The organism is Sinobaca sp. SA16-1, from assembly GCF_059510515.1.
In genome coordinates this window covers 333,117-344,964 of sequence record NZ_JCAKFL010000003.1, presented here as the reverse complement: position 1 = coordinate 344,964, position 11,848 = coordinate 333,117, and the positions used below count along the sequence as shown (strand labels likewise).

The following is an 11,848-nucleotide window of genomic DNA, read 5'->3' as shown; positions in this document are numbered from 1 at the left end:
CCCTGTATGGCCAAAACCCCCATGTTCCTCTGGAACGCGGGGGTTTTCGTCTATTTATAGTTTTTTCTTGGCAGAAGCAGTTATTTCATCCGATGAAATATCAACATCCACTTCGTAAGGAACGCTTTCCGCTGCCTGCTTTATATTCTTGTCGCCATCTTTTTCCAAAGCGGTTACTGTAGATGCTCCTGCTGCACTTGCTGCGCTGATTACGACAGCCAGGCCCAGAGCTGATATTGATTTAAGCATGTGTTCCTCTCCCATTCTGCTCGATTATGCTTTTACAATACCACATATTTTTAAGAGAAGAAGACCTTATAACAAAAAATACTATTACGTTTTGATTGCAATATCATTCTTCCACAATGGTTATTTTTTCTGCTGCCTGTTTAGAACGCCGTTTAGCTTCCTCCACATCGGCGCCGAGGCTTATTGTTACAGCCATCCGCCGTCCCGGCTTTGTTTCCGGCTTCCCAAAAATCCGAAGCTCGGTTTCCGCGGTTCGCAGCGCTTCCGCGGCACCTTCAATATGATAGTTTTTGGATTCTTTTTCAGCCTTCACTGCATAAGAAGCCCCGGCACGGTGAAATACAATATCTTCAATCGGAAGACCGAGCACGGCACGGACATGAAGGGCAAATTCTGATAAATGCTGGGTAGCCAGCGTCACCATTCCGGTATCATGGGGACGAGGCGATACTTCACTAAAATATACGCCGTCTTTCGTCAAAAAGAGCTCCACGCCAAACAATCCGTACCCGCCTAAAGCAGCGGTTACTTTTTCAGCTATTCTTTTTGCTTCTTCCAGCTGGGAACCAGGCATTGGGTGAGGCTGCCAGGACTGAATATAGTCTCCATCCTTCTGCTCGTGTCCAATAGGTTCACAATAAGACGTGCCGGAAACAGACTGGACGGTTAATAGTGTAATCTCCGACTCGAAGGGAATAAACGATTCGACAATCACTCGATTTTTCTTGCCTCTTCCACTGCCGACCGCCTCCTCCCAGGAGTTTTCTGCGTCTGACTCAGAACGGCACACGGTCTGCCCTTTCCCTGAAGAACTCATCACTGGTTTAATCACGCAGGGCGTGCCGATTTCTTTTACTGCCAGTTCAAGTTCTTCCAGATTATCTGCAAATTGATAAGAAGCTGTAGGTATCCCCAGTTCTTCACTTGCCAGACGGCGGATGCCTTCCCGATCCATCGTCAAATGGGCAGCTCTGGCTGTTGGAATAACGTGAAACCCCTCTTCTTCGAGCTCAATCAACGCTTCTGTTGCCAGCGCTTCAATCTCAGGAACAATGTAGTCCGGTTTTTCCCAGCGTACAATTTCTTTTAATTTGTCGCCTTCAAGCATATTAATGACGTAAGAGCGGTGGGCAGTCTGCATTGCCGGAGCTCCATCATACCTGTCCACGGCGATCGTTTCTATACCTAAACGCTGGGCCTCCAAAATAACTTCTTTTCCGAGTTCACCGGATCCTAAAATCATTAACTTTATTCCTTTTTGTTGTAAAGGTGCTCCTATATTCATGCGTTTCCTCCCAGAAATCGTAGTCCTTCCCATCTTACAACCTGTTCTGTGTTTTTTTCAACAAGAATACGAACAAATTTTAAAATTATTTACTTATTATTCGTTTTTGAGGGGCTATATCGTGTTTTTCTCCTTACATGCAAAAAAACTGCCTGCAAGGAGGACTATCCCTCATTACAGGCAGTTTCTGTTCTATTACTTCTCTCTGTTTTCCGGCTTAATATTTTCTTCCCCTTCAATACGGGCTTCTTCACGCTTTACTTTTTCAGTTGTTTCCTCTGTTTCCTGGTACTTTCTTTTGCCGACTACAACTTCGTCTGTTACGACCGGCGTTTTTTTGATTTCAATTTGTTCTTCTACAATAGGCACCCGGATTTCTTCGGACTCATCTGAAAATTCTCCGATTTTTGTGCCTGTTGCATCTTGATCTGCTTCGGAAACCGCGCGTCTTTCAATATACACTTCTTCACGCTGTACCGGTACTTTAATCGTTTTTTCAACTTCTACTACTTCTTTTCTAACTTCTACTTCGCCTTTTTCTACCTTTTTCTTGCTCACATCCAGCTTTTCTTCATGCAGACGCAGGGCCTGCTGTTCTTCTGTTTCTGCATCGCCTTCACGTTTTGCAGAAGCTGTTTCCGAAGGCTGTGCTGCTGCAGGTCTGCTCTCGGATGGGACCGCTTTTAAAGATGGAGATCTTTTTTCTGTTGTATGCGTTTCTTTTTCCTGTGCTGATGACGCAGTCGCTGTATGTTCGGTAAAGCTTCTCGATGTAACGGCTGTGCCTTCGTGAGCCACGACAATAATATTGCCTTCTCTAATGTCCGTGTCGTATTTTTCAGCCTCTTCTCCTGTAAGCCCAAGACGGATTAAGGTGACATCTGATTCTTCTGCCTGATGTTCCGGAGAGAGCGCTTCTTTTAAGTTCTCTACAAGACCTCTGCCGCTGCTGCCTTCTTTTGTATGTTCTAAATGAATATTTGCTCCTGTTTCTTTAGAAAGATAAGCAGCGCTGTCTTTGTTGTTTAATACAATCGAAATATCATTTGATTCAAGTCCTTGTTCTTTTAGTCCGGCTACTGCACCAATAGCCTGTTGTTCGTTCTGGTAAGATCCAATTACTCTTGTTTCCATTTTATAAAACCTCCGTTTAATGTAGGTACCTGTTTGTTCTTTATTTAGTATGCTATGGTTTACCTTCCCTTCTAAGGCTTTTTGAAACTAAATTCTCTTGTATCACAGCAAACTCAAGACAAAAGACTATTCCTTCTGGAAACAATCTCTATCCTACGGCCTAGTAAAGCATAAAAAGGTCCTCCTTTTTTATAGGAGAACCTCGAACAGCTGTTACTCTTCCGTTATGTCCCATGTATAGCGGAAGTCAATGCATCCATTTAATGTCTGCGCTACCGGACAGCCTCTGTCAAACACTTGAAGCGCTCTTTCAGCCGGCTCTTTTTTGCCTGCCGGAATGCTTAGTTCAAAATGGACGTCAATTTTTGTGATTTTCAGTACGCCTTCCGGCGCTTCAATTGTTCCTTTGGCAACAGCTTTTAATTTATTCGGATAAGGTGGTATACCGCGCGCATCCAGCGCGCCGGATAAAGTGCCGGTAAGTCAGCCTCCTGCTGAGGCAACAATATGATCGAGTGTTGATGGATATTCGGTTTCAGGAGAAACACCGTAAAACTCTTTCACTCCTCCATGCACGCCGTAATGAAACGGCTCCTCGAATCCTTCAATATAAGCTTTACGGTGAGGCGGTTCATGCTGCTCAATATTAATTGTCGTTAATTCAATAGGCTTATTCATGGATTTCCCTCCTTGAATTTGGTGATGATCAACTGTTCCCTTTTTATCATTCTTTTAAGCATAGCCTCTTTTTTCTGCTGATAAAGTAGTCTATACTTTTATACGAACAAACGTTTCTATTCCATATCGGAAAAGGGGTGCTGCGCGGTGGATGAGCGGATTATTTTTTTAATCGATATGCAGTCTTTTTATGCCAACCTGGAAAAGCTGGCCCATCCTTTATTAACAGAACAGCCTGTCGTGGTTGCCGGAGACCCTTCTATTCGGAGTGGTGTTATTTTAGCTGCCTGTCCGACTGCTAAATCCTACGGGATTCAAACCGCGGAACCAATCTGGCAGGCGCAGTACAAGTGTCCGCACGTACATATACTCAAGCCCCATATGCAGTTTTACGTTGATGTATCCGTTACGATTTCCACTTTTCTGGAGCAGTACAGCACGGCCGTCGAGCCTTACAGTATTGATGAAATATTTCTTGATCTTCCCGCCATGTCTTACGAAAAAGCTGAACTGCTTGCCCGGCACATAAAGCAGCGCCTGCTTCGGGAAATTGGCGTTCAGGCCCGTATTGGCATTGGCCCGACAAAGGTTTATGCCAAGATGGCCTGCGATCATTTTGCGAAAGAAAACGAAACAGGTACCGCTGTTTTATGCGATGCTAATGTCGCCGAACAGCTGTGGCCTCTTCCAATAAGAAAATTGTTCAGCGTAGGCAGCCGGATGGAAGCGCACCTTCTTAATATGGGAATTCGTACCATCGGCCAGCTGGCCGGTTTTCCGCTCCGCGACTTAAAGAAAAGATGGGGTATTAACGGAGAACTGCTTTGGCAGACCGCACACGGCCGGGACGCTTCCCCGGTTTCCCCTGCTACTCATCAAAAAAGAAAATCCATCGGCCATCATATGACTCTGCCGCGCGATTATTACCACTGGTCGGAAGTCAAAGTAGTGCTTCGGGAACTGAGTGAAGAAGTAAGCAGACGGTGCAGGCAGCAGGCCTCCTTAGGGCAGGTAGTCAGTACAGGAGCCGTCGGGCAGGAACATGGGTTTCCACGGTCTTTCCAGCGGCAGCAGCGCCTTTTTGAACCGACGAACAGCGGGAAGGTTATCTTTAAAACAGCGTCCGCTTTATTTAAAGATTACTGGGACGGCACCCCGATTAGAAGCCTCGGTATTTCCTTGAGTGCCCTTCAGCCGGATGAGTATAAGCAATTAAGTTTATTTAACAGTGAAGAGGTTCCGGAAGTTCTGTATCATACCATTGATCAGCTGAAAGATAAGTACGGAATGGATGCCGTTCTCTACGCTTCCTCTCTTTCTCCTGCCGGACAGGCTGTGATTCGTGCCAAAAAAATCGGCGGCCATTATAAATAATTTTGTTTCTTCTATTATAAAAGGTGGTATAAGTAGACATCAGCCGCTAAGGGAGGAATTTGTATGCATAAACTGAGCCGTCTGCTTTTCAGGGCATCAAGAACGATGGGTGATGCCCAGGCCGTCCGCAACGGTACCATAGGAAAAAGAATTGCCCGCCGTCTTATTGGAAGACAGGCCGGAAGATTGATTCGTAAAATTATCCGCTGATTTGTATGACCGCCCTCATTTTTATATTACATTTAAGCGATGTAACCGCACCATATCTTTCCATAGAAAAAGCCAGGCGGCTGCCTGGCTTTCTTTTGTTTCTTACGATTCGTGAACTCCTAACGCAATTTTTGCGTAACGGGACATCATGCTCTTATCCCACTGCGGGCTCCATACAATGTCGACGTCGACTTCTTTGATTTCACCGAATTCCTGCAGCTCTTCCAGCGAGCTTTTTATGTCGCTTACTATCGTGGCTGCTAAAGGACATCCCATCGCGGTTAATGTCATGGTGATTTTAACATTGTTTTCATTATCAAGGTCTACATTGTATATTAAGCCTAAATTGACTATATCAATATCCAGTTCCGGGTCAATAACGTTTTCGAGTTCTGCATAGACGCGGTCAATCATTTCCTGTTTTTCATCTGTCATGTTATCTACCTCCCGTTCTTTCTACAAAAAGTATAACAAAATCCAGCTGAATAGAACAAATTCCTGCTTTTGGCCAGCAGATAACTGTTCAATACCGGCTTATTTATAGTATACTTCATCATGTACTTTAAAAGCCTGCATTTGTATTTTGCACTTATTCCTTAATGAAAGGAGAACAAACCAGCATGCTGCTATGGATTACTGCTATTATCCTTGGCCTCGCGGCCGCTTATCACTTATCGGCCCGATGGGTTCCAGCCGGCCGGGCATCCTGCACCGATCTCCCGGACAAGGCTCTTCTTTCAGGAGATACTGTTATATTAGATATCCGGGAATATCAGGATGCCGCACACAATCCGGTATCCGAGGCACAGGTGCTTCCTTATCCGTATTTAAAAAGGTATCTCCCTACTATTGAAAAGCAGCATGTTTTTCTAATAGCTCCAGACAAGGTTTCAAAAAACCTCGCTATTCGGATGCTGCGCAGAAATAATATACATGTTGCCCGTTATACCATTGTGGAGCGCAGCACACATGGAGGACAGCCGCTTAAAGCTCCATGTAATTAGTATCACGAATACTTTCAATAGAAAGCAGCTAATTACTCAGTTGTTTTCTTTTTTCTTTATACAAATGAACAGGTGTTCATTATTCTCTACCTTTCTTTTACCTATTCTAGTATACTTGCATTAATTCCACTAAAGGAGGCCGCACATATGAAGAGAGAGGATCTACTTGCACCGGCTCAATACAATATCGTAAATGAGCTGGACGCATACAAAAATGATGATCAGAAAACCGCCATTCGGTGGATGAACGAAAAAAAAGAACGGCGTGATGTTTCCTACAAAACCCTGTTGGAAAAAGCCAGCCAGTTTGCCGGGGTGCTTCTCGAGCAGGGAATAGAAAAAGGCGATAAAATCCTTATTATTGTTCCGAGGCTTCCAGAAGCTTATATGATGTATCTTGCCTGCTTGAAAGTCGGAGCGGTCGCTATTCCGAGTTCGGAAATGCTTCGTTCCAAAGATCTGATTTATCGTCTCCATCACTCTGAAGCTGTCGGAATTATCGCACATCATCATTCGACAGAAGAAGTGGATGCTATCACTGAAGAGCTGCCTCACCTGCAGTTTAAGATGACCCTTGGAGGTGCGGTGGACGGATGGCTTCACGCAGATGCCCTTGCTGAAACAAAAGAAAAGAATCTTCCTACAGCAGATACAAACAGCAGTGATGTAGCCTTTTTATCCTACACTTCCGGTACAACCGGAAATCCTAAAGGCGTTATCCATACTCATGCCTGGGCATATGCCCACGTAAGGACTGCAGCTAAAGAATGGCTTGGTGTCAGGGAAAATGATATCGTCTGGGCCACTGCAGCGCCGGGATGGCAGAAGTGGGTATGGAGCCCATTTCTTTCTACCGTTATGCTTGGGGCTACTGCTTTTGTTTATCATGGCGGATTTAAGCCGGATACTTATTTACAGCTTCTGCAGGAAGAGAATATTCAAGTACTTTGCTGCACGCCTACCGAGTACCGCTTAATGGCAAAAGTCGACAACCTTGGCTCATACAGCCTCCCTCATCTCCGGAGCACCGTATCAGCCGGAGAGCCGTTGAACCGACCAGTGATTGAAGCGTTTAAACAGGCTTTTAATGTAGACGTAAGAGATGGTTACGGGCAGACAGAAAATACCCTTCTGGTCGGAACACTTTTAGGTATGGACGTAAAGCCCGGCTCGATGGGCAAGCCGACACCCGGGAATCCGGTCGCTATTATTAATGATATGGCTGAACCTGCCGGCATCGGAGAAGTAGGCGATATTGCGGTGCATAAAGACTGCCCGGCTCTTTTTAAACATTACTACAGAGATGCGGAAAGAACAGCAGGCTCATTCAGAGGCGACTGGTATTTAACAGGAGATCAGGCCTCTATGGATGAGGACGGTTATTACTGGTTTGAAGGCCGCAGTGATGATATTATTATCAGCTCCGGCTATACGATTGGGCCATTCGAGGTCGAAGACGCTCTTCTTAAGCATCCACAGGTGCAGGAATGCGCCGTTGTGGCTGCCCCTGACGAAGTCAGAGGAAATATCGTAAAAGCATTTGTTGTTATAAAAGGTGATCAGCCAGCGGATAAAGATCATTTTGTACTAGAGCTGCAGAACCATGTTAAACAAATGACAGCGCCTTACAAATACCCGCGTCGCATTGAATTTATAGAAGAACTGCCAAAAACCACGTCTGGTAAAATCAGAAGAGTGGACCTGCGCAAGCAGAGCCGCTAGGTCACAAAAAAAGCAGAACCCCTGCAGGGGTTCTGCTTTTTTTTATGTCTGCTGTTGTTTGATCCATTCAATAAAAGCAGCTTCCGCTTTTTTTAACGTCCTCTGAAGCCGTTCATCCGTAATAACTCCGTTGTCATCGATTTTTTTAGGAGCAGCGCCTATAAATACTTCCGGCTGCTGCAATACCAGACTGCCGCACGCAGCCAGCGTCTGCTTTATCTGTACTTGTCCTAAAGCCGTGCCCAGAATGGTAGGAGAAGCACCTAAAACAAAGGCAGGCTTTTTATCCAGAACGTTTTCATTTGTTACACTGCCCGCCCAATCCAGCGCATTCTTCATAACTCCCGGCATGCCGTGGCTGTATTCCGGACTTACGATCAATATACCGTCTGCCTGTTTGAGCTTTTTTTTCATTTCGGCCGGGTGGTCGGGATCTCCGCCTACTTCTTCATCCGCATTAAAAAGAGGAATATCTGCCAGATCAATCCATTCATACTCTACTTTGCTGTCTGCCTGTTCTATCATGTGATGCAGCACTTTTTTGTTTAAAGATTCTTTGCGAAGACTCCCGGCAATTGCAGCGATTTTTATTTTCATTTTTACATTCCTCCCGTCATTTCTACATTACAGATTTACATTCTGCCCCGCAACAATGCTGATTGAAAAAAACTATGAAAGAAATAGTAACAAGGTACCATATATTGCAAAAATTTCTTTGTTATGATAATAGTCATCTGCTATACTTAATTTGTTCTAATCACTTTATCTGAATAATATCACAATTACCGCTATTCCTACGGGCCTACATAGTATTTTACCCAAATGGCCCGTTAAATAGAAATAAATAATACATAGGAGGGTTATAGTTGGGAATTAACGATTTTTTAGCAACCGTCGGCGGATATGTCTGGGGTCCTCCCCTTCTTATTTTGTTGGTTGGAACAGGTATTTATCTTACTATCCGGTTGTCCTTTCTTCAGTTTACGATGCTGCCCTACGCATTAAAGACAGCTTTCACAAAAAATCAGGATAAGAAATCCGAAGGGGATATTTCCCACTTTCAATCCTTGATGACCGCTCTTGCAGCAACAATAGGTACAGGTAACATAGCAGGGGTTGCTACCGCAGTTGTTATTGGTGGGCCCGGAGCTGTATTCTGGATGTGGATTTCTGCATTAGTCGGTATGGCAACAAAATATGCGGAAGCTATTCTTGCTGTAAAATACCGTGTTAAAGATGCCAACGGTCAAATGGCCGGCGGCCCTATGTATTATATTGAAAAAGGATTGGGATGGAAATGGCTGGCCGTTTTGTTCGCTGTTTTTGCCGCCATCGCCTCTTTTGGTATAGGAAATACTGTACAGTCCAACTCTGTAGCTGACGTGCTGCAGGAGAACTGGGCGGTTCCTGTATGGATTACCGGTCTTGTTCTTATGTTTTTTACTGCTTTTGTTATTTTAGGCGGGATTAAATCCATCGGACGCGTCGTAGGTTTTATCGTACCATTCATGGCTTTATTTTATGTTACTGCCGGACTTATTATTCTTATATTAAACCTGGAGTTGATCCCGGGCGCTGTATGGCTCATCCTATCTGACGCCTTTACCGGCCAGGCTGCTGCTGGTGGTGCCGTTGGTGTCGCTATCCAATACGGTGTAGCCCGAGGGGTGTTCTCAAACGAAGCAGGTCTTGGTTCCGCTCCTATTGCCGCAGCGGCTGCCAAAACCGATTATCCGGGACGCCAGGCGCTCGTATCTATGACCCAGGTATTTATTGATACCATTGTTATCTGTTCGATTACCGGCGTAACGCTTGTAATGGGAGGCATGTATTTAGATGGGGCTGACGGGGCCGCACTGACTTCCGCGACCTTTGAGTTCTTTTTAGGACCTATTGGAGCCACTATCGTTGCGATTGGGTTAGTATTCTTTGCTTATTCCACGATACTCGGCTGGTCCTATTACGGCGAACGCTCTGTATACTACTTGTTTAAAACGTCCAGAGCTATTATGACATACAGGCTTTTGTATGTTGTAGCCGTTTTTGTTGGAGCCGTTCTACAGCTCGATACGGTTTGGGCTTTAGCTGATATCATGAACGGTTTAATGGCTGTGCCGAACTTAATTGGCCTGCTCCTCCTTTCTGGTGTTGTCGTAGCGGAAACAAAAATATTCCTGAAGAAAAAACGAGAAGAAGAACGAATGGCAAAATAACACAAACTGCCTTATCAAAAAGATGCCGGTTATCAACTATTGATAACCGGCATCTTTTTTGTTTTACCCGGGAAGGATTTACACTACCGGGTGCGTCAATTCTTCTCCTGTCAGCGCCTGCAGGATGTGATCTGCTGTCATATGAGCCATGGCCATTCGTGTTTTCACGCTGGCACTGCCTATATGAGGGGTGGCGGTGACGTTTTGCAGCTTCAGTAACGGATGTGTAGAGCCGATCGGCTCCTGTTCAAACACATCGAGACCCGCCCCAGTAATTTCACCGTTTTGCAGCGCGTCATACAAAGCTTCTTCATCTACAACGCCGCCGCGGGAAGTATTAATCAAGATGGCGGTTTGTTTCATCCGCGTGAACGCTTCTTTTCCAATCATATGATGCGTTTCTTTAGAATAAGGAGCCATTACGCAGAGAAAATCTGCCTTTTCCAAGAGCTCTTTTTTCTCGGTATACCTCACGCCGAGACGATCTTCTGCTTCTATTTTCCGGGAACGGTTATAATAGAGAACGTTCATATCAAATCCATTAGCCCGTCTCGCCACGGCTTCTCCTATCCGTCCCATTCCGATAATGCCAAGCGTGGCGCCAAACACGTCCCGGCCGGTTAAATGAAAGGGAGACCAGGAGCTCCATTTGTCCTGTTTAATGGAAAGAGCAGCCTCTTCGATCCGTCTGGCCGCAGCCATAAGCAGGGCAAATGTTAAATCCGCTGTTGTTTCTGTAAGCACTTCCGGCGTATGGGCTACCTTGATGCCAAGTTCAGCGGCTGTATCTGTATCAATATTATTAAAACCGACAGCCATCGTCGCAATCACTTTCAGATTTGGCGACTGTCTCAGCAGATCCCCTGTCATTGCTTCTGTAATCGTGCAGAAAACAGCATCTGCTTTCCGGCATTCTTCAAAGAGCCTGCCTTCGGGTACCGGCTCTTCTTCTTTCTCCCACATGCTAACTTTGCACTTCTCCGCTAGTTTATCAACAATTTCTTCCGGCATTTTTCTGGCAATAAATACATATGGCTTCATGTTATACCCCTCTCTTTTTCCAAAGCATTGTATGCCATTCTCCTGACACCTTATGTTTTGCTTTCTCCAGACCGGCAAGCCGGCAAGCCTGCTCTACCGCCTCCACCGACCATTCCACTATTCCGGATACGGCCAGTTTATTAAAGCGGATATTGTGTTTTTTCAAATACATGAGCATTTCTATGCTGAAGCTGGCGCCAATATTGACTACTATCCAGTCATAGCTTTTGCGCGGCAGCGTTTCAGACAGCAGATCTTTCTCATATACGCGGATTTGTTTTGCTACCTCGTTTAAAGCTGCCTGGCTCATAACCTCCCTGGCTACCGGCTGAATATCGAATGCATCCACTTCCGCCCCTCTTAATGCAGCGCCTACAGCTAAAATACCGGAGCCGGTTCCGGCGTCCAATACAACGGCTGGTGCCGGCTCTTCCTCTACGATGACGGAAAGCATATCAATAGTCGTTCCGTGAAGGCCGGTACCGAAAGCACCCTGTGGATCCAGGCAGATACTTTTTTCATGCCGGTTTTTAAATGGAGGATACTGCAGTTCCCATCCATTTACAATAGGAAGATCTTTATACTCTTCAACATCAGTGTCCGATTCTTCCCAGTCTATCTCTTCCCTTGGAATGTCCAGCACTTCAGCGATGAAAGAAGCTTCCGGATGGGCCTGATCGTCGATAAACAACAGCTGGCTTCCTTTGGTATCTTTTATGTAGCTGTACCCATCAAAGTCTTTTGTTACACAAATTGCTTCTTGTATGAAAAAGGAATACAGTCCGGCCTCATTCAGCCGGTGCACCGTCTCTTCTTCTTTTTCCGGACTAACTGTTATTTTCCACATTGTCCTCTTCCTTTCCAGTGTTTCGCAGATTCTATCTGTCCTTTTATCATTTTCTCATGATTCTTAAAGAATTTGAAAGAAAATACAGGAT

General features: G+C 45.2%; 13 protein-coding genes and 1 pseudogene. 5 read left to right on the top strand and 9 right to left on the bottom strand.

The window, feature by feature from the left end:
- Positions 1 to 54 precede the first annotated feature (54 nt).
- From AC5W2J_RS09730 to AC5W2J_RS09710, 5 genes and pseudogenes are all read right to left on the bottom strand, one after another.
- A complete protein-coding gene (locus tag AC5W2J_RS09730; RefSeq protein ID WP_496059271.1) occupies positions 55 to 249 on the bottom strand; it encodes a hypothetical protein in 195 nt (64 codons plus the stop codon).
- A 103-nt stretch (positions 250 to 352) separates the two neighbouring features.
- Positions 353 to 1,534, bottom strand: a complete 1,182-nt coding sequence (gene purT, locus AC5W2J_RS09725; protein ID WP_496059270.1) for a formate-dependent phosphoribosylglycinamide formyltransferase — start codon at positions 1,532 to 1,534, stop codon at positions 353 to 355.
- A gap of 195 nt (positions 1,535 to 1,729) precedes the next feature.
- Positions 1,730 to 2,668 carry a YsnF/AvaK domain-containing protein gene (locus AC5W2J_RS09720; RefSeq protein WP_496059269.1) on the bottom strand — a complete coding sequence of 313 codons (939 nt, stop codon included), beginning with the start codon at positions 2,666 to 2,668 and terminating at the stop codon, positions 1,730 to 1,732.
- Between the two features lie 213 nt (positions 2,669 to 2,881).
- Positions 2,882 to 3,130: pseudogene (locus AC5W2J_RS09715) on the bottom strand (OsmC family protein); the annotation flags it as partial.
- Positions 3,131 to 3,151: 21 nt separating this feature from the next.
- Positions 3,152 to 3,346, bottom strand: coding sequence for a hypothetical protein (locus AC5W2J_RS09710; protein ID WP_496059268.1), 195 nt, complete (start codon positions 3,344 to 3,346; stop codon positions 3,152 to 3,154).
- A gap of 147 nt (positions 3,347 to 3,493) precedes the next feature.
- On the opposite strand from AC5W2J_RS09710, the gene AC5W2J_RS09705 reads away from it, so the two are divergent.
- Positions 3,494 to 4,720, top strand: a complete 1,227-nt coding sequence (locus AC5W2J_RS09705) for a DNA polymerase IV (RefSeq protein ID WP_496059267.1) — start codon at positions 3,494 to 3,496, stop codon at positions 4,718 to 4,720.
- Positions 4,721 to 4,783: 63 nt separating this feature from the next.
- Positions 4,784 to 4,930: a hypothetical protein gene (locus AC5W2J_RS09700; protein ID WP_496059266.1), complete on the top strand. Its 147-nt coding sequence runs from the start codon at positions 4,784 to 4,786 to the stop codon at positions 4,928 to 4,930.
- Positions 4,931 to 5,032: 102 nt separating this feature from the next.
- Here AC5W2J_RS09700 and AC5W2J_RS09695 read toward each other — a convergent pair whose 3' ends face one another.
- Complete coding sequence (locus AC5W2J_RS09695; protein ID WP_496059265.1) at positions 5,033 to 5,365, bottom strand: metal-sulfur cluster assembly factor; 333 nt, start codon at positions 5,363 to 5,365, stop codon at positions 5,033 to 5,035.
- Between the two features lie 185 nt (positions 5,366 to 5,550).
- Here AC5W2J_RS09695 and AC5W2J_RS09690 point away from each other — a divergent pair, with 185 nt between their 5' ends.
- Positions 5,551 to 5,934 (top strand): hypothetical protein, encoded by a 384-nt coding sequence (locus AC5W2J_RS09690; RefSeq protein ID WP_496059264.1) that lies wholly within the window; start codon positions 5,551 to 5,553, stop codon positions 5,932 to 5,934.
- 147 nt (positions 5,935 to 6,081) lie between these two features.
- Positions 6,082 to 7,656, top strand: a complete 1,575-nt coding sequence (gene mbcS / locus AC5W2J_RS09685) for an acyl-CoA synthetase MbcS (RefSeq protein WP_496059263.1) — start codon at positions 6,082 to 6,084, stop codon at positions 7,654 to 7,656.
- Between the two features lie 42 nt (positions 7,657 to 7,698).
- On the opposite strand, the gene AC5W2J_RS09680 is transcribed toward mbcS, so the two are convergent.
- Positions 7,699 to 8,253 (bottom strand): NADPH-dependent FMN reductase, encoded by a 555-nt coding sequence (locus AC5W2J_RS09680; protein WP_496059262.1) that lies wholly within the window; start codon positions 8,251 to 8,253, stop codon positions 7,699 to 7,701.
- Between the two features lie 269 nt (positions 8,254 to 8,522).
- Here AC5W2J_RS09680 and AC5W2J_RS09675 point away from each other — a divergent pair, with 269 nt between their 5' ends.
- Positions 8,523 to 9,869 carry an alanine/glycine:cation symporter family protein gene (locus tag AC5W2J_RS09675; protein WP_496059261.1) on the top strand — a complete coding sequence of 449 codons (1,347 nt, stop codon included), beginning with the start codon at positions 8,523 to 8,525 and terminating at the stop codon, positions 9,867 to 9,869.
- A 78-nt stretch (positions 9,870 to 9,947) separates the two neighbouring features.
- Here AC5W2J_RS09675 and AC5W2J_RS09670 read toward each other — a convergent pair whose 3' ends face one another.
- Complete coding sequence (locus AC5W2J_RS09670) at positions 9,948 to 10,910, bottom strand: 2-hydroxyacid dehydrogenase (RefSeq protein ID WP_496059260.1); 963 nt, start codon at positions 10,908 to 10,910, stop codon at positions 9,948 to 9,950.
- A gap of 1 nt (position 10,911) precedes the next feature.
- Positions 10,912 to 11,757, bottom strand: coding sequence for a 50S ribosomal protein L11 methyltransferase (locus tag AC5W2J_RS09665; protein WP_496059259.1), 846 nt, complete (start codon positions 11,755 to 11,757; stop codon positions 10,912 to 10,914).
- Positions 11,758 to 11,848 lie beyond the last annotated feature (91 nt).